A 17,993-nucleotide genomic window follows, 5' to 3' on the forward strand; every position below is an offset into this window, starting at 1 on the left:
TCCCCATTATCAGGGACACTCACAAGGTAACGGGGGCTAGCGGAATGAGACGAGGCTCCGCCAGAGTCAGGGCTACTGTACATGGGCGAAGTTTGGACCAGGGGTTTGGGATCTCAACCCAGCTGAAGAAATGATCGAGATTAAGCCACATGCTTAGGGGGAAAATCCGAGACAACTCAGTTTGGCTCACCGGCTGGTGATGGCGGGCTGGACTTCAGCTCGGTCTAGGATTCATTAATTGTCTGCCGGCATTTCCTGTGTGTACTCCGTATTTTGTTGACCATGGTGTAGATGATGTTTGCACCGAGGCTTTGCTGGGTACGAGACGTTCTTTCCTCCTTGTTCATGCCCTGAATAAGCACTAGCGCCTAGACACCAACCCGATTTAGATGATTGGGTCCAGCTGGGTTACCCAAGGCGAAGGCAGAAAAATGATGTGACGCATATCACTTCGAAACAGCCTTGTGTTGCGCGTCTCTTTGTTACACTCGGTCGCACCGAGGATTAACCTATAGGAGAAACGGTATCGCTTATGCGATTGGCTATCTTAGGCGTTGGCGCTGGAGGAGTATTCCTCCTCAGCCGCTTGGCAGAATTGAGCTCTTCAGACTGGGCAGGAAATGAGATTTTTCTGTTTGAAAGTCCGGAATGCCTAGGTGCAGGATCTGCTTTTAATCGAGATCTAGAAGAGGCGGTTATTAATACAGGGCGGTACCGACTTAGTTCTCTGTCTCCTTCTTTTCTCTCTCTCGATGGATACCTTTCTCGGACTCCTTTTGAAATTTCCGACCTAAATAATCGACCTCTCCTCCGTGAAGTATACGGCGGGTTTCTGATTGAATCTCTTTCCCGTGCCCTTCGAATCTTGAAAAAGCATGGTGTGCGAATTGCTCTGGTACCCCAAAAAGCAGAAGAGGTCACCTTCTCAACAGGGAAAGCCAAAGTAATCACCGAAGGTAAGCGTCAAATTGAAGTAGATAAAGTGGTTCTATCTATTGGAGCGTGGGGTAGAAATTGCTCTGTTCAGAGTGGTGAAGTTCCTTATATACCCTCCCCGTACCCGCTGAAGAGGACGTTGTTAAGTCTTGATACTATTCCCGTAGTGGGGGTTCTCGGCTCGGGGTTGAGTGCGATCGATATTGCGAGCGTTTACGGGAGAAGAGATGCCAAAGTGCACTTTTTTTCTCCGAGTGGTCGGTTACCCTGGGTTCAAGTAGAATCGGATACTGATATTTCAGAGCCAAAATATCTTACAGAGGAGAGTATTAATAACCTCCATTGTGATGGGACTCTTTCCGCTTGCTCTGTAATGGAGCTACTTGATGCTGAGCTTGCCAGATTCGAAGTAACTCGTTCTTCCTTCGACGATGAAGATAAAATTGCTCAGAATTGGGAAAACCCATATAGTGACCCTGCCGATCTTTCATGTCATCGAACGATTAGTAGAACCAATCATGCCTTGAATACTGCTTTCGCATATCTATCTGACGATGAATGTCTCAAGATGAGAGAATTACTCGGTCCGGGATGGTCTCGTTATCGCGTACGAGTCCCACTTTCTCGTTGGAGACAGATAAAGAAAATGATTGATACTGGTCAACTTACCCTTCACTCAGGTGTGTGGGCAGATTCCTCTCAATTGGAGTCTGTTCTGGGAGCTGCCGGAGTGAAGGGGTTGGTCAATGCAACCGGATTTTCATCCGGGTACGCTGATGCCCCTCAGCTACTTAGAAAACTAGCAGAAAGGGGCCATATCGGAATGGATGAATCAGGAAGAGGGCGGTCAGACTACTTTACAGGGCGCGCTATTAATACCGAAGGGAGGGCCCAAGACAACCTGTTTCTCATGGGGCAAGCAGCGGCTGGAGGCCTTTTGATTACCTCGGCGCTGGATGTAATTCATTGTCAAGCAAAAAATGTGGCGTTAAGACTGTCCGAAGATTTTCGGAAAATAAAGTAACCAAGGAATTTAGTGATGCAGGAAAAACATCTAGTTATTATCAGCGGAAATGATTCGAGTTTGCCCAATATTTACCCTCCCAACACGAGAATCACCCTTATTCAAACTCCAGACAGGGCCACTGATAGGCAGAAGGAATATGTTGATTCATATATAGAAGTCGAGGAAATAAATGAGGAAACCCTTCTTGACATTCTAAGAGGTCTTGAACTAAACCACCCTATTACGGCATTGGTTTGTTTTCTTGAGCCTGTTATTCTAACTGCGGCACGCGTAGCAGACATACTTGGAATTCGTTCTAACCCCTTGGACGCAGTATCTACAGCGCGGAATAAGGTACTAACAAGGCAGGCGCTGGACTCCGCAGACATTCCGCAGCGTCCATGGCGTGTGTGTGGTAGCCCAGAAGAAGTATTAGCTTTCCAAGAGGATCTTGGGGAAAAACGCATAGTGCTCAAACCGATAACAGGGGCGGGGAGTGCTGGTGTTCGCCGTGTTGAAAATGAAGGCGAAATTCGGGCGTACCTTTCTGAAATTTCTGGCCTGCATAGTTGGGCGCTTCTCGACAACCCGGACTTTCTGGTTCTCGCGGAAGCGATCTTGCCAGGTCAGGAGTTCAGTGTCGAGGCGATGACAGTAGCTGGAACTCATGAAATTATCCAGATTACGGAAAAAGTTACCTCTAGCCCTCCTTATTATGTTGAGTTGGGACATTGGCAGCCTGCCGGGTTAGATGAGAAACAGAAAAACCTTATCTCATTTCGGGTTTCTGAAATTCTTGACGCTATAGGGCATACCATAGGTCCCAGTCACACAGAGGTAATGGTGGATGGTGAAGATGTGTGGCTCGTTGAAACGCATACTAGGTTCGGAGGTGGCCAGATTTGGGAACTTACAGAGCTCACTACGGGAAGGCATATGGCCACGGAAACCATTTTTGCAATCCTTGACTTTCCAATCCCAACGCCGACTTCTCAGTATTCGGAAGCTGCAATCGTTTTCATGGCATGGGCGTTTCATCAACGGAAACCGGAAATACCGGGCTTAATTCGCATCAAGTATCCGTCTCAGCAAGAGCCTAGAGGTATGGAAAATATACGTGATTCTTCCGATTTTACAGGTTATGTGCTGACAGCAGGGAAAAACGCTGCCTCCAATGCCTTTAAAGCGGTGAAGTTTCTCCAAAAGGAAAGTTAATGTGTGCTGCACCTGTTTTGCTTATGTCTCCCGGAAAAGTGCTGGATCGTTTAGGCGGCGCAATACTGTCTAGCATCCTCCCGAAGGGGTCAGTAATTTTCACCTCAGATAAGATTGACGTGGATTTTGAGAAAATTGCGACTTTAGAAGTTTTTAATAATTACACATCTAATGATAATATTCCTCTACTTGCTTCTATCGCAATCGATCAGTTCTGTTTAGAGCAGGTAGTTGTACTAGCTGAAGCTGACGTCCTTAGGGCAGCAGAGCTTCGTGCTAGACATGGTCTTCTCGGACAGCAACCTCAGGAAGCTATGGCGTTCCGTGATAAACCCTTGATGAAGAGCCGAGTTGGTCAAGTAGGGATTCCTGTCGCACCGCATCGGGTTGCAACAACAGCGCTGGAGCTTGTGGAAGCAATATATGAGATGGGATATCCGTGTGTCGTTAAACCGCCTCATGGTCGCGGGTCATCGGGAGTAGAAATCCTTGCAGACTCCTCAGACTTGGATAAGTACCTGCAAAAAGGCCCTTTCAGCGATCGGGGAGATACCTCTAGGATCCTTGTCGAGGCTTATATAAGCGGCGACCAGTATCGTGTCGACGGTATCTGCAGAGGTGGAAAGGTATGTTTTTCGACTGTAGCCCTTTATGTCGGAAGTCATCTTGACTACCTTGCAGGAGGATACTTAGGGTCTGTCATTCTGCCTGAGGAAGACCCTAAAAGTCTCGCGATTTCCTCCTTAGCGCAGAAAGTTTTGGAAGAGGCATTGCCATCCTATACTGGCGCTTTTCACCTCGAAGCCTTCTGGACAGATCAAGGGGCAGTGTTTAGTGAGGTGGGAGCAAGGCTTGGCGGAGGATCAATATCCGAGGAGATAGAAGTCTCACATGGTGTGAATATCACTGCTGAATCTATACGAATCCAGTGTGGAGAATCCAACCACATGAAAAGCAATCCTCAGCGCAGTCTTGCAGGGCAGGTGCATATCTCTCCACGCGAGGGAACATTACTCTGCGCGCCCGAAAAGTTGAACAACTCTTCCATAGTGAAGAGCGAAATTGCTGCCCCAGGGAAAACGTTTAGCCGAATGTCGCATACGAATAGTGAATTTGCAAGAGCTGTCTTTAAGGCGGGAAGTGTGGAGGAGGCGAAAATGACTATTGAGGAAATAGTTAACGAGATAGAAAACGCCACTGAATGGTCTGTCGAGTCAGAAAGGGGAGTATAAGTGTGGAGAAAATTGGATTTAGATGAGATGTCGGCGGTCATGAGCTTGCGAGAATGTGTCCTCTCTTGCCTGAGCAACCCTGACCAATATGTGCGTGAAGACGATGAAGGGGCTTTTGTCAGAGGGCATCTTGGGGAATTTGGTGTCTCCTTCGGTAAATTCGAAAACAACATTTTAGTGGCATATTGTGCTCTTACTACTGATCTCTATGAAAGTGGAGAAATAAGTGAATTTGAAGTGTGCAATCCCAACTCTGGGGATTCAGTATTTGCTGCAGGCATGGTTCATCCCGAATATCGAGGCCGCGGATTGCAGAGAGAATCAATACGGATTCGGATTGAAGAAGCAAAGAGGGGCGGATTTTCACGGTTACTAGCTCAAGTATCACCACGCAACTTTAATTCTCTGCAAAACCTTTTCGCCGAGGGTTTTCAATGCACTCGAGTAGCTTCCTATGAGGATGGCCGCTCTCGTCTAATCCTCTCTTTAGAACTGGACAATCAGTCAACCGGAGATGACGTAATCGAGGATATGGAGTTAGTTCCTGTAAGGGAATTATCTGTAATTAATGATGAGCTAAGAAATGGAAGGAAAGGGCGCCATATAGTCCGTTCGGCATCGGAAGAGTTTATGGTGGTCGGTTCATGAGTCGCATACTTATTACGGTGGATGTGGATGCCGTAACTCCAATGCTGGACGAGCTAACGTATAGTGAAGCGCGCGCACATATTGATGAAATAGAGCAGAGAATGTTTGGCTTAGAAGTCGGTATTCCGCGTATACTTGCAGCATTCCGCAATTATGGTATCTCAGCCACGTTCTTTATTCCTGGTATAGTGGCGGAAAAGTTTCCCAACATTGTTGGGGAAATATATTCAGATGGCCATGAGATAGCTGCACATGGCTGGCGTCATACGCCACCGCGTCTACAACGTAAAGACGACATTAGGCGTGATCTTCAAAAAACTATTTTCGCATTAAAGGCAGCAGGAGTTAGCAAGATTTATGGCTATCGATCTCCCGAGTGGCAAATGACAATGGAACTTCTCGAAGTTTTAAATTCGAGTAATCTTTTGTACGACAGCTCAATGTCGAGGAGAGAGTCGCCGTATCAACTATGTGGGAGGGAGCATCCTTTGCTAGAGCTACCGGTGAGCTGGTCTCTGGATGATGCTCCTTACCTTCTATGCACTTCCCGCTCCTTTTCCCGCCCTGTAAGTGGAAAGTATTTGGGGGAAAAATGGTGCTCAGATCTTTTTGCGATTACTCGTAATGGAGGAACAGGAATTCTTACCGTCCATCCATGGCTAATAGGGAGAGCGTCGGCTTTTACGGCTTTGGAAATGGTTCTCGATTACATGGCACGTAATCCTGAGATTTGGACTGGAACTGCTGTCCAACTAATCAAAGACTCTGATACCTTGGGGTTTCCTCTCGTCGATCCCCGACAAGAAATTTCTTGGTGGGAGGTCCAATGACTGTAGTTTTAGCGGTAGGAGGGATTTCTTCTGCGCACAGCGTGGCACTCTCACGAGGAGCTCAACTCGTGCATGTCCGAACGCACAGGCATCATACTATGCTTGCCCCTGACCAGTACGCCGAGGTTATAGACGTTAGCCATCTCGCAAATCGGCCGTTGAGTCAATTTCGGTATGCGCTTAAGGAAATTGCGGGTATGTCGTTCGATGCCATGTTGTGCTTGCATGATGAATCGGTCGTCCTCGGTGCCCGATTAGCCGAGAGTCTTGGACTTGCTTTTGCTTCTATAAATACTGCGATGGCTACAGTTGACAAAGCCTTGATGCGTAACGTTCTTGCCCAGGATGGATTAAATTCAGTGAGGTATGGGGTCGTTGCTGATGGAGACATCATTTGGGCCACTGCTGCCCCTAAGGGGCCAGTAGTTCTGAAGCCTTCCAGCGGGCGCGCTAGTTTGGGAGTCCAACTGTTACCGGATGTAGATAGCGTTCTACATATTATTAAAAAGCATCCACTGGAATATGAAGGTTTTCTGGTTGAAGAGCGTAAGATAGGGACGGAGTATAGCGTTGAATCGGTGCTTCTATCTGTAGGAGAGTGGCACGGAATAACGTCCAAAATAACGTCTGGAGCGATTGAAACGGGGCATATCCACCCCGCACCCATCGATGAGATGTCGGCTCATACCGTTCGCTCTACAGTAATCATGGCTCTCGAATGCCTTGGCATTAAAAGTGGGCTTCTGCACACAGAAGTGATTGTCGATACTCACGGAAGCGCGCATATTGTCGAAACTCACTTGAGAGGTGGGGGCGACGGCATTTTGGATCTAGTGGCTCTTTCGACCGGTATAAATTTGACGGAGCTCTATGTGGACGACGTGCTTAAACGACTGCATGAATTCCCCCACAGTAGCCTAGAAAAAGTCGCTTGCTGTCAATACTCGCTTCCTAGCTGCTCGGGAATTCTCACAGGGTGGTCGGGGTTAGAGCGGGCTAAACATTGTGACGGAGTCGTTGATGTGGGAACAATCCCGTCTATAGGGGACTGGATACAACCTGAGCAAAAAAGTAGTTATACGCGTTTAGCATGGGCGATTGCTACTGCGGATGACGCACAATCAGCTCAAGACCGGGCTCTGGGAGCGGTTGACGGCATCGTTCCTCATGTGGTTAAGGCGAAAGAATGAAGTTACATCGTATACCGGGTGCTTCTCTCTTACTGGGATCAGGGTTTTTCAATTTTGCCTCTGGTTGCTACACAATCGCTTTAGGGCAATCCCTATTTGAAACGACGGGATCTGTCGGTGCTTTCACGGCCGTTGTAACTATTGAATATGTGGGTCCGATACTCCTGGGAATGCTTGCCGGGAGTCTATCGGATAGAATAAATGCGGCGTTGCTTTGTATGTGGGCCGCGCTGCTGGCTGCTGTATCTTTGTGCGTGTATTTATCAATTCCTGGGACGCTAAGCTCGGCAGGCATCGCATTGGGTCTGGCCATCAATATCCTTAGACCTTTTTATCGCGCGGGTATCTTTGCTGCAGGACCACGAAGTGTTTCTCCAGATAGTCTGGTTGATTACAATCTAAGGTGGACGGTATCCGTCCAAACTGGGCAGATTGTTGGTGGAGCCGTCGGAGGGCTCGTCTTGTCGGTCGCAGGGAGCAAGTTAGCTTTTGGCGTAGCGGCCAGTGCTTTTTTCATTTCTTCTGTGGCGATGTATTTTGCGAAATCTCAAGTAAAATGGGTGCCTAATTCATCTTCTACTGTGAAAAATAATTGGCTTGACGTATTGCGCTATTTTGCCGGCTGGCCTAAGGTTCTTTCTTTGCTTCTTGTGGGCGTTGATTTCGTGACTATTTCTATGTTTACGGTATCCTTAGCGCCCCTCGTGGGGGATATCTTTAATAGTGCTATTTGGTTAGGCATATTAGACGCGTTTTTTGCCTTTGGTGCAATTCTTATTTCATCTATGTCGGGCAGGGTATTTAGTATAAAAAGACGTTCTCATAGGAGGGTAATTTCAGTAGGATATATAATTCAAATCGCCGGGCTTTTGATGGTAGCTATCGGAATAAGGTGGGGTGCAGTCGGTCCTGTTTGTGCTTGTTTAGGATCTGTTGTTTTAGGGGCGGGGATGGCGCTCTCGGCAAGCCAGCAAGTAAGCTTCCTGCAAGATTCTGTCGGAGGTGAAGCTGCTGGTAAGGTTGGGGCACTTCGTCAGGCAGTTATAGGCTTGACTACAGCATCGGCACTTCCACTACTTGGTATGGCTATTGGTCTTAATCTTTTGGCGGCCTACTTAGGGCTGGCTGTTTTCCTAGCGATATGTATTTTTCTCAATTTTTCCCTTAGTAGGTTCGACAATGTTGCGTGGAAGAACTGCTCATAATGAGTAAGGTAAACAAGCGTTACTTTTGGTACAGGGCTGCAGCTTGGTTAAATAGGTCATCATAGTTCGACGATGAACGGTTTTATCCGTCACTGACTTTTCTGCCACCTAAAAATCCAACTCCATACCCCGGTTCGATTCCTGTATAGCAGTAGCATCGAATGGAATAGCAGCAGATTCTCCCTCGGCTACCCTGTCGGCGACAGCCTCAGCAGTGGTCACACCCACGCGGCTACGGAAAACATCGCCCGCAACAGCTCACGAGGCAACCCCACAGACTCCCCACGGACACCAATCCCTTTCCTCTAGTTTCATCACAGTGGCATACTATGGCTCCACAGCCTCGGCCAACTCCACGGCAAATGCGTGCAACCGCATGTCCGTCACTGACGTCACCGGCGGCATCATCTCCCGAGCACCATCCGGCTGCGGGCCACGAGGCGCAATCACCGCACCCAAATCCCGCTCCGGGCCGGCATCGCGACACACCTCATCAAGGAACTGGCGAGCATCGACCCTGCGCACGACGGCTACGTCGGCGTAGTCATCTCTGCCAGAGCCCGCACCGCACCGCCGTAGAGGGTTCCGGCTAGCTGTGGGTTCGCCTCATCTTCCATCAATTACGCGGCAATGTTGGTGGCCGTGACATTCGAACTCACAAAAATAAGCACCCAAAAACACCCTGACCAGCCTGAACGCTAAGCCGTACCCCGTTTTTGGCTCACTTTTGGCTCACCTAAATTCAAGTGCGCAACCTCCATCGCATCCGCCACCGCATCCAAATCCCCATCGAACAAATCAGCGTAAGTATCCAACGTCATCGCCGCCGACGCATGCCCCAACTGACGCTGCACAACCTTCACCGACGCCCCCCGACGACACCAACAAACCCGCCGCCACATGCCGCATCCCATGCACCGTCACCACCGGAAAACTCGAATCCTCCGCCCGCACACGCTCCAACGCACCATGAAAAAACGAACCATGCCCCGGCAACCTCAACGCACCACCATCCGCGCCAGGCCACACAAACTCCTCCGGACCACGCCCGGACACAATCGGCTCCAGCAAATTACACACAAAACGCGGAATGGCAACACTCCGACTCTCATGCGTCTTCAAAGAACCAATCTCAACCCGCCCACCAACAGTCACCGCAGCACGCTGCAAATACGCACGCCGACCACTCAAATTCACATCCCCAACCTGCAACCCAGCCAACTCCGACCACCGAACACCCGTCGTCGCCAAAAACCACACAATCGCCGGCTGACTCGACTCCTCCGCCAACGTCCGCACCTGCTCCATCGTCAAATACACCTTCACCGGCCTAGGCTTCCTCGGCAACCGTACCCCCTTCGCCGGATTCACCGCCACACACCCATCATCAACCGCCAAATCAAACACCTGCGACAACGCATTATGAGCGCGCCGGGCTGATGTGCCACCGAGGGGGAATGTGGAGATCCATTCTTGGATTTCGGAGCGTCGAACGCTGCCGACAGTGCGGGCTCCCCAGGTTGGTTTGACGTGGTTTTTCCAGACGCTTTTGATGGAGCGTAGCCCGGAGGGTTTCAGGTGGGTTTGCATGGCGAGCCAGCGTTCGCCGAGGGTATCGATACGGGTGTTTTCTTTAGTGGGGTCTACCCAGGAGCCTTTGCGGCGTGCGGTGTTTTGGCCTTCGAGCCAGGCTTGGGCGGCGATTTTGGTGGGGAAGCCGCGTTTGCGGGTACGTCGGCCATCGGGGCGGGTCCATTGGACTTCCCAGCGTCGGCCTTTCTTGGTGTTGTACGGGGAAACGGTGGCCATGGGTTTTCACCTTTTATGAAGACTCAGCGGTGTTACCAGACCGAATTTCTCTAATTTTTTGCCTAAACTCGGGCGAAGTAGCGTCGAGGACGCGCTGCTGCATTTGGTGGTTGCGTTCTTTCTTGCGTTGCTGCTTTGCTTCGTGGGAATTTCGTTTCTGCCAGAATGGGGCAGCGCTTCGGAGTTTATTGGGAAAGCATTTGTAATCGTGATCTGTGGAATTCGTCCAGATAATTGAGTTATTGGTAGATCGCAGGTTTTTCCAGACGTTGTTGGCGAGGTCGACTGACCAGCTAAATTCCGATGGGCTTGCGAAGTGGTAGTGAGTAAGTCGAGAGAGTAGTGCGCACGTCCAGTCTGCGAGTTGTACGGTTCCGTACATCTTGCTGTCAGCTTGAATAGGAACTTCAATCACGCTGTTCGTGTCAGGAATGGACCGAGAGTAGATCGCTTTGCCGAGCGTTGCGACTGCTCGTTCTCTGTTGTGAGCGTCAGTGCCGTCCATGATGACAAGCAGCTCTTCACTTCTGCTAGTTGCGTATGAACCGAGGCGTTGGATGGTCTGGAATAGGCAGTGCTGTTCACGATCTTGTGACGATTCGTGAGTTTCCTTTACAGAGCCGAGCGGTTTTTCCTGCCCGTAGAAGAATAAGCGACCTTCAAGCTTCTGCATGTAATGATAGATGCGTCCCAGAGCAGGAACAATTTCAGGACCGTAAAGCTCGATGTTTTTTGTGGTGAGAAGGCTGGCACCTTTCTTCTCCCATCGGCGTGGGTGGACGTCAGCCTTTTCTATCTCCCAAGATAGAAGGTTCTCTTTTGTGAACTCGAAGAATCCGCCCATTGATCGGACACTTGAAGAGGGGAGGATATACCCGGCATAGCCGAAGATAGGATGTTCGTTGTACTTCGGGTGGTTAGGTTCGATGAAGGGGCCTTGATGGCCGAACTCGTCGATGTATGCAATGAGCATTTTTCCGCCTTGATGTGCTCAACGGCCAGCGCTTAGAGCGCTGGCCGCCGGAATTAGCGCGTAACACGTGTTTCAGTGCCGCCACTACTGTAAAAATTACAGTGTTTCTAGGTGTTCCGCAAGCAGGGGGGCTAAACTGGGGCCGCTTAGTCGGCATCAAAAAGTTGAATGACATCGGCATCCTGGCCTGTTTGGGGTTCGTCCGGTGCAAAGGAAGGGGCCGGTAGTATCTCGTCAGTGTTAGGTATCCCTGCTGTGCGTTCGACTGCGGTTCTGACGGGTTCGTTAGTTCTCCAGCCGCGTGAACTGACGCATGGATAAACCTCCGATGTTTCAAATAGGGATATATTATCCACCGGCAGGTTATAGTTTTCCCAAGTATGAAACATCTACTGCCGAGATGCCTTATTGCTTCATGAATCTCACAGCTCGTCGATCTCGATGCCGTTGTCTTCAGCGAAGTGTGGTGTGAACTTATCGCCAAGCTATTTATCTGTTTCTTGCAGGTGTTTGAGGTTGCGTCGGAGAGCCGACTGGAGCTGTGAGTAGTTCTCTGCCTGCGTCACGATTGGAGCGATGTAGGCATTAACTGCTGTCGCGTAGCTGCGAACTGTGGTGATGTTCGGCCTCTTTGCTCCGAAGATTGCTTTCTCGAATCGTGTAACAGCAGACCTGTCGACGCCCATCGATTCGGCTACCTGCGCTTGTGACAGGCCTCGCTGCTTGCGAATAGCGATGAGTTGCTCGATGAGATCTACTTCCGCATCGGCTAGGTCGATGCCCAGCTGATCTTCTGGGGTAATCAAATCGTCCAAGAACATGCTATTCCCCCGTGTCTTCGCCTGCTCTTGGCTAGCAGCAGGCAGGTAGACATATGTGGTGTATCGGCAAAGTAGTCACCCATACCTACGTTCCTCTCTGTTCATCGCCACGTTGTTCAGCCCAATCTTCGTCGCTGCTATCAACTCCGTGCCATAGGCTGTTAGGAGTAGTCGATTTTGGGGGCGGCGTAAACGCCAGTTGATGCCTCCATCGTCAAGGTTCCAGAGATTCGTTGTATTACGCCTTCGCAAGATAACGTTGTTCCATCTCTGAACCATTTCAACAGCTCATCGAAGTATGCGTCTGCTATGGACCCTATTTTCACATCAACATGTGCATCTCGGCCGTTGCGCTTCGTTTTAAGCGTAATCGTGCTTCTGCCATCATCGTCTCGTGCTAGCGCTCTAATGGTGCCCTTGATGAATTCGGAAGAAGGGCATTCAGTAACGAAACGTTCGGATGCTTTTGAAAGGAGTTCGTGTGCTTCGCGTGGAACTACGATTCTTTCAGGCAACCCCTTAACGGGTTCTACCTCTGCGTGTGAAGGCGCCCATTCGAAGGTTGTTTCTGAATCGCCAGACTGAGTTCCATGGACTAGCTCTTCAATACCGGAGAGGAGTTCCTTTGAAACTCCAGCTTTGATGAGCTCGCGCACTTCACTTTGAGTCGGTACTTTCTCAGGTTGGATGATGAGCTTGTCGACTAAGTCAATCGATTGTGCAACCGTTCGGGTGATGGAACGCTCGGGAGAAGGGACTGAGATTCCTTCTTCAGGTGCCATTGGTTCTGTGACAGGTACGTACACGGGGAGAATGTAGGAGCCGCGTTCGGTGTAACCAGCTCTGATGTGTTCGAATCTCTGTCGGCTCGCCTTATCGAGGTTGCTGCCAATGTGGGCTCGCCTTTTCCGTGAGGTGAAAGCTGCTGACTGGAAGATTTTCCGTGTGCCTGACAGAAGTGTGCTAACTACTGACAGCGGTGCGCCGAACGTAATCTCGGGGTCTAATTCAATGTATTGGGAACGTATACGAGTGATATCGACGTTCCAGTGTTGAATCTGGGCATCAATGGTGCGGTAATCGGAGTTTAGAGCCGATGCGATGCGTTTGATTACGCCTTCATACGCAACGGGATCATCGCTGAGCTGAAAAGGAATCCCGACACGGGTTGGTTCTTCAAGATCGCCATTAGGTGCCCAAAGCTCTCCCACGGAACCTTGTGACGCCGCTGTCCAACCGTGCTGCGTGAGCAGCGAATGGATGGTCGTGACGAGTGGGTCGTTATCCACCGTATCCTCCTTCCAATTCCTTGATTGCCCATTGCCTTAGAGTGTCCTCGTGAATCCGATTCGTGTTTGGAATCAGAAGACTTCTGGTTCCGTCTGCGAGATTTGAGACGTTATACCAGTAGGCTTTCCCTTTTAAAACTGTCTGTTGTGCCTGATGCTCTACCCAGCTGTCAACTGAATCGAGCACTAGAACGATCAGATAGACAGGGAGTGCGGACCGATTCCACTTCTCGACCCACTCTGGTTTTATTTGAAATCTTAGCCCTTTATCGGTCGGCTGGATTGCACAAGTTGCTTTCAACTGCACGCGCAGAGGAGCCTCGACAAGGTCGATGGTTGCATCGACTCCGCCTATATCCTCGTCGATTGAGGTCTCTGTGCATGGATAACCGGCATCGGCGCAAATTGCTCGGAAAAAGCTCGCGCTCAAGCGACTCTTTCTGAGATTGCTGTTTAGGCGAGTGAAACTTGCATCAACCATCACGCGCCCCTGATGCTGGGACTTGACCCGCTTATCCCATACCCGGAATCAGCGTCAGGTGACGCCGCCGAATCGCCCGCCTCGCCTGCGGCATCCGCATCTGGTGACTGTCCTGTATCGTCTCGTTGATTCGATAGCGCCCCGCTGCTGAGAAACATATCCACCATCTCGGCAGCATCCACCCGCCGGCCGACACATTCCCGCTCGATGTGCTCCACGACCGAAGTGGGCATCTCATCCAAAGCGCCAAAGCGCTCTTCAATCATCGTGCTAGGCATTGGCCCGCCAACCCTGTCGGGAAACGGAGCATGCCCCGGCTCTGCATACAGGCTTCGAATCATCACCCAGCGCCCATCACCACAGAATTCCCACACGCGCGTACCGTCTCCGAGCGTCACCGCCAACCGCAGAGCAGAAGACTCCACATCTCCCATCTCATCCCACAACCCGAACGCAAACCGCACCAGCCGACCGCGACGCCCGCTATCCAACGCAGCAACCGCCCGCGGCAACTCATCAACCGCCTGATCTAAAACCACCCGCTGCGCATACACCGGCAACGAATCCAAATGACGAATCGACTCACGCAACTCACCCAAATCATCAACACCACCACCCGCGCTGGGCTGGGGTAGCGGTTGCTTAACGACGGGTGGCGTCTCAGATGGCTGTTGTAACTCCGTTGGCTCGCCGCCTTTGCGGATTGCGTCGAGGCTTCCTGGCTCCCATTGCAGAGCGCGTTCAATCGCAGGCCGATTCTTAGCTAAAGGCCAATTCTTGCCGGATTCAAGATTCTGAATAGACCGTGCTGATACCCCTGCGAGTTCAGCGAGGCGCTTTTGGCTAAGCCCAAGATGTCCTCGGCGCTCCTGAATTAGCGCTGCTGTCCGTTCGCCGTTTTTCATGCTTTCAGTGTGGCAGGAAACACTACGAAACAACAAGTGCACAGATATGCGAAAAACGACCTAAATATGCGAAAACCAAGATTGAAATTACGGCTTTGTGCGTTTCACTTGACCTGCATGTTTACGTACATTTCGCCATGTTTCGCATATTCTTCTTGCAGGTGTTTCGTATTGTTGCGCTAGTGTTGTGGCGTGAAGGGCGAAACGAGGTGAAAAGTTATGACGCCGGAAAAGAAGCGTGAAATGCGCCGTCGTGGTGCGACGATTCGTGCACTCCGTGAGGCACGCGGAGCGAGTCCGCAGCAACTCGCAAACAAAGTCGGTATTGCTCGCCCAACGCTTGCAAATATCGAACTAGGCCATAGGGACATTCGACCGGAGCTACTTCCAAAGCTTGCAGATGCGCTTGATGTTCCTCCATCGCAATCATGAGGGCTGATTACATGGAAACTGATCAGGGCAAAACAGCCGCCTAGCCAGCAACACAAACCGCGCCGGGCACTGGGGAAGGTGCCGGGCAACAACCGTCGACAAACGAAAGGAGGGAGGACGAGAGTGGACGATCTAGGAAACCTGAGAAAAGATAATGGCTCCGAGCTTGTCCTCGCGACAGCGCAGGCGGCGCTTAATAATGCCACCGCGCTCGCCACCACCGGGTGTTTTCCACGACATGACAGCAATGACGTCAAAAGTGATGGGATTGCGGCCGTTGTATACGACGCTGTCTCCGAACATTGCGACGATGTGGCGCTTCTGGGCTCGCGCCTTGGGAATCAACTGAGGGTAAATGCTCTCAATCTTGAAGAACAGTTGCGCACCGTAGGACACGTTATCAACGTGCCGATAGTGGGCATCAGCGGGAGCTATGGATTTGCCCGCGTGTTGAACCTCAACAAACAAGGTGAAGTCAACAGCATCGTGGGAGCTTTCGCTGGAGATGCAGATAACCCCATCGTTTTCGATCCGGAATCCCCAGTTGTACTCGAAGTCCTCGCTAGAGACTCGGAGCGCTCTTTCACTGACCGAGTTCGCATCCTCAGCCAGTTTGTTTGCCTGTATTGCGATGCGATTCGATTCGGCGGCTTCTTGAAGTGCCCGCTTAGCGATGCTGTTGGACTTCTTCGCCTTGCAATTAGCGATATGCGCGTACACGAGACCAGCGACACCGATGGGTACTCCGAGGATATCGATTCCGACTGACAGCCAATCCATACCAATAAATCTATGGAACCGAATACAGGGGTGGCGAAAAATGCCAGTCAAACAGCAGCCAGCAAACGAAAGGAGGAAGTAGCGGTGAAGTACATGGATTTAGCCAACGCTAGGGGTGAATTGCGTCAACGAATGTTGACCAGGCTCCATGACAGTGGCTTAAGCCAGTATCTCGTCATCAATGATGAAGAGTTGCTCGAAGATCTCGATGGTCTTACTGAGATACATTTCTGCGTTGGCCATTCGGTCATCGAGGCTCCAATCGCCGTAGCTGCGGGGAATTCGTTGGACCCAGTCGGCTACATCGAATTGGAGACGCCAAGTGATGTCTACTCCGTCATTCGAGTTGAGTTCGATGCTGTGGCGGAGCGCGATCCATGCGGCTTCCAACTCCTCATCACCCCGGATGAAAGCCTCGAACTGATTGCATACACCACAGCGCGAGGTGTCGATGGCTGGGCTGTTGGAATTGACCTGCAGGTCGATGATGCGCCACACGAGGGAATGCCCACGTCGATGGCGGTCAATTCGAGCGAGCTCATGAATCCACCACGGCGCACTTCCGCTGAATCCTTCGGTGGCGTGATAGGGCTGCGTGCGTTCAATAGTTCGGCGAATCCTATCGGAAACCCCATAGGTATTGCACGAGGCGAAAACGTCGGCAGATCTGCACAACGGGTAGGAAATCCGGCCGGCATTTGGCGGAGGGTCCAACTTGGTTTCACCGACAACGATTTCGTACATCAGCCCGTCGAGGGCGGCACGAAGTTGGTACAGCCACTCTCCGAAGATGAGGGACAGCTCGGTTGGCACAGGTGCGGTCGCATGGAGGCGAAAGGAACGGATATCGCCGTCGCTTACAACCCGGCGCTCAATCGGGTTCGCCTTCAGATGTTCGGCACCAAGACTCCACAGCTCGTGGCGGTGCGAAGTCGCTCGCTCTACTCGAGCGACGAGGCGCCTGAATTCGTTTTCACTCATGGGCAAATCGTAGCGGCTGACACTAATCCAACAGCGGCAACAAAACAGGGCAGTAAAGGGGGCCACACATGGAAATAAAAGCAGTAATCGGACGCATGAGAATCGACGCTAGCGAAAGCGGAATCACAATCACGAATGCGGACGACGATGCATCAGTGTCGATTCCTTATCGGGCAGTCGGCACCGTTGCCGAGGTATTGGAGCTCGCAGATAGGTGCATTGCTCCTCCTACACATCCATGGGGAACCAGAGCGGCCCCTTGGTCGGACACCAGCATAAAGGCAGATAAATAAATACAGCCCGAATGGTTACTCAGAGGTTCGATTCCTCTGCCGGGCACTGGCGCGTAGGCGATATGAGAATCGGTCGCCGCAAGCCAGCCACAATGCCGTGGACCTTTCGCACGGCGGTTTGGCTGCGCGCCTCACAAACCAAATAGAAGGGCCCGCCCCCGCTAGCACCAGGGACAGGCCGAAAGTGTTGAAAGGAACACTGCCATGAAGCATACCGCAAGGAACGAGGTCACCATGCCAACGCAAGACCAAGTGATGTGGACGCCCAAGGAAGTCGCCACGCATTTCCGAGTACACGTGAACTATATCTACGCGCTCTTAAACGCAGGTCGCATGCAGTACGTGGGTCCTCGCCGGCCACGGAAGCGATGCTCCGTGTGGAGGAAGACCGGACGCATCTTCTTCGCCGTGGTCTCACGGACGCGATCGATTGTTTGCGTGAGTTCATTGACTGGGCGCGTTGTGGTGCGGAGGGTGCTGCTCCGGAGCCGGACTTGGCGAGGCTGACTGGGCTTGTGGGGGATTCACATGCACTTCCGAATGCCCGGAATCCACCGACCGAGGAATAAATCAAGCATCTTTGCCCCGCTGGGTGGAGCTGTTCGGTATTCCCGAACGGTTCGCCGGCGGGGCACTTTTTCATGCCTCGAGTCTGACAAGAGGGAATCGTAAACAGGTTCGAGCTGCCCATGATTGCAAAACCGCAGGACTCAGCAGGCAATACGTGGTGCATTTTTGGTGCAAAATACCCGTAAAAGTGTGTGAAAAAGAGTGAAAGATAGTGAATACTAACCCAAGCAAAAACCCGCCCCCACCAGGCTAAAAGTCAGGTGAAAGCGGGTTTTAAAATCGTGCCCCCGGTGAGACTCGAACTCACACTGGACGGGTTTTGAATCCGTTGCCTCTGCCAATTGGGCTACAGGGGCGCAAAGCCGTCGATAAGCGAAAATGCTCTATCGAAGCAACT

18 protein-coding genes and 1 tRNA gene are annotated in these 17,993 nt (G+C 51.2%); 9 read left to right on the forward strand and 10 right to left on the reverse strand.

What is annotated here, in order from left to right; genetic code table 11:
- Positions 1–532: 532 nt before the first annotated feature.
- From HMPREF2651_RS10705 to HMPREF2651_RS10860, 7 genes are all read left to right on the forward strand, one after another.
- Positions 533–1,960, forward strand: coding sequence for an FAD/NAD(P)-binding protein (locus tag HMPREF2651_RS10705; RefSeq protein WP_080972829.1), 1,428 nt, complete (start codon positions 533–535; stop codon positions 1,958–1,960).
- 15 nt (positions 1,961–1,975) lie between these two features.
- Positions 1,976–3,157 carry an ATP-grasp domain-containing protein gene (locus HMPREF2651_RS00015; protein WP_049180945.1) on the forward strand — a complete coding sequence of 394 codons (1,182 nt, stop codon included), beginning with the start codon at positions 1,976–1,978 and terminating at the stop codon, positions 3,155–3,157.
- On the forward strand, positions 3,157–4,389 hold the full coding sequence (locus HMPREF2651_RS00020; protein ID WP_049180946.1) for an ATP-grasp domain-containing protein: 1,233 nt from the start codon (positions 3,157–3,159) through the stop codon (positions 4,387–4,389). The genes HMPREF2651_RS00015 and HMPREF2651_RS00020 overlap by 1 nt, the downstream gene beginning before the upstream one ends.
- Positions 4,390–5,037, forward strand: coding sequence for a GNAT family protein (locus HMPREF2651_RS10855; RefSeq protein ID WP_141746469.1), 648 nt, complete (start codon positions 4,390–4,392; stop codon positions 5,035–5,037).
- Positions 5,038–5,054: 17 nt separating this feature from the next.
- Complete coding sequence (locus tag HMPREF2651_RS10710) at positions 5,055–5,867, forward strand: polysaccharide deacetylase family protein (RefSeq protein ID WP_161798945.1); 813 nt, start codon at positions 5,055–5,057, stop codon at positions 5,865–5,867.
- Positions 5,868–6,064: 197 nt separating this feature from the next.
- Positions 6,065–7,057, forward strand: coding sequence for an ATP-grasp domain-containing protein (locus HMPREF2651_RS00025; RefSeq protein WP_161798946.1), 993 nt, complete (start codon positions 6,065–6,067; stop codon positions 7,055–7,057).
- Entirely contained in the window at positions 7,054–8,262 is a 1,209-nt protein-coding gene (locus HMPREF2651_RS10860; RefSeq protein ID WP_141746470.1) for an MFS transporter, read from the forward strand. The genes HMPREF2651_RS00025 and HMPREF2651_RS10860 overlap by 4 nt, the downstream gene beginning before the upstream one ends.
- 327 nt (positions 8,263–8,589) lie before the next feature.
- Here the strand turns inward: HMPREF2651_RS10860 and HMPREF2651_RS00030 are convergent, their stop codons facing one another.
- The 7 genes from HMPREF2651_RS00030 to HMPREF2651_RS00060 form a co-directional block, all read right to left on the reverse strand.
- The gene (locus tag HMPREF2651_RS00030) at positions 8,590–8,787 is read right to left on the reverse strand and encodes a hypothetical protein (RefSeq protein WP_049180948.1); all 198 of its coding nucleotides are present in this window, start codon (positions 8,785–8,787) and stop codon (positions 8,590–8,592) included.
- 273 nt (positions 8,788–9,060) lie between these two features.
- Complete coding sequence (locus HMPREF2651_RS00035) at positions 9,061–10,071, reverse strand: tyrosine-type recombinase/integrase (RefSeq protein WP_049180949.1); 1,011 nt, start codon at positions 10,069–10,071, stop codon at positions 9,061–9,063.
- A gap of 13 nt (positions 10,072–10,084) precedes the next feature.
- On the reverse strand, positions 10,085–11,044 hold the full coding sequence (locus HMPREF2651_RS00040) for a DUF3800 domain-containing protein (RefSeq protein WP_049180950.1): 960 nt from the start codon (positions 11,042–11,044) through the stop codon (positions 10,085–10,087).
- A gap of 485 nt (positions 11,045–11,529) precedes the next feature.
- Positions 11,530–11,865 (reverse strand): helix-turn-helix domain-containing protein, encoded by a 336-nt coding sequence (locus HMPREF2651_RS00045; RefSeq protein WP_049180951.1) that lies wholly within the window; start codon positions 11,863–11,865, stop codon positions 11,530–11,532.
- 161 nt (positions 11,866–12,026) lie between these two features.
- Positions 12,027–13,154, reverse strand: a complete 1,128-nt coding sequence (locus HMPREF2651_RS00050) for a hypothetical protein (protein WP_049180952.1) — start codon at positions 13,152–13,154, stop codon at positions 12,027–12,029.
- Complete coding sequence (locus tag HMPREF2651_RS00055; RefSeq protein ID WP_049180953.1) at positions 13,147–13,635, reverse strand: DUF4365 domain-containing protein; 489 nt, start codon at positions 13,633–13,635, stop codon at positions 13,147–13,149. The genes HMPREF2651_RS00050 and HMPREF2651_RS00055 overlap by 8 nt, the downstream gene beginning before the upstream one ends.
- Positions 13,635–14,540 carry a helix-turn-helix domain-containing protein gene (locus tag HMPREF2651_RS00060; protein ID WP_049180954.1) on the reverse strand — a complete coding sequence of 302 codons (906 nt, stop codon included), beginning with the start codon at positions 14,538–14,540 and terminating at the stop codon, positions 13,635–13,637. Before HMPREF2651_RS00060 ends, HMPREF2651_RS00055 begins: the two co-directional genes overlap by 1 nt.
- A gap of 219 nt (positions 14,541–14,759) precedes the next feature.
- Between HMPREF2651_RS00060 and HMPREF2651_RS00065 the strand changes: the two genes are divergently transcribed.
- The gene (locus HMPREF2651_RS00065) at positions 14,760–14,972 is read left to right on the forward strand and encodes a helix-turn-helix domain-containing protein (RefSeq protein WP_049180955.1); all 213 of its coding nucleotides are present in this window, start codon (positions 14,760–14,762) and stop codon (positions 14,970–14,972) included.
- A gap of 132 nt (positions 14,973–15,104) precedes the next feature.
- Here the strand turns inward: HMPREF2651_RS00065 and HMPREF2651_RS00070 are convergent, their stop codons facing one another.
- Complete coding sequence (locus tag HMPREF2651_RS00070) at positions 15,105–15,752, reverse strand: hypothetical protein (protein ID WP_049180956.1); 648 nt, start codon at positions 15,750–15,752, stop codon at positions 15,105–15,107.
- Between the two features lie 159 nt (positions 15,753–15,911).
- Positions 15,912–16,733: a hypothetical protein gene (locus HMPREF2651_RS00075; RefSeq protein ID WP_049180957.1), complete on the reverse strand. Its 822-nt coding sequence runs from the start codon at positions 16,731–16,733 to the stop codon at positions 15,912–15,914.
- A 670-nt stretch (positions 16,734–17,403) separates the two neighbouring features.
- On the opposite strand from HMPREF2651_RS00075, the gene HMPREF2651_RS00080 reads away from it, so the two are divergent.
- Positions 17,404–17,595 carry a hypothetical protein gene (locus HMPREF2651_RS00080; protein ID WP_141746471.1) on the forward strand — a complete coding sequence of 64 codons (192 nt, stop codon included), beginning with the start codon at positions 17,404–17,406 and terminating at the stop codon, positions 17,593–17,595.
- A 283-nt stretch (positions 17,596–17,878) separates the two neighbouring features.
- Here the strand turns inward: HMPREF2651_RS00080 and HMPREF2651_RS00085 are convergent.
- Positions 17,879–17,952: transfer RNA gene (locus tag HMPREF2651_RS00085), tRNA-Leu, on the reverse strand.
- Positions 17,953–17,993 lie beyond the last annotated feature (41 nt).

The sequence above is a fragment of the Corynebacterium sp. HMSC063A05 genome, from assembly GCF_001809695.1.
Lineage (GTDB): Bacteria > Actinomycetota > Actinomycetes > Mycobacteriales > Mycobacteriaceae > Corynebacterium > Corynebacterium amycolatum.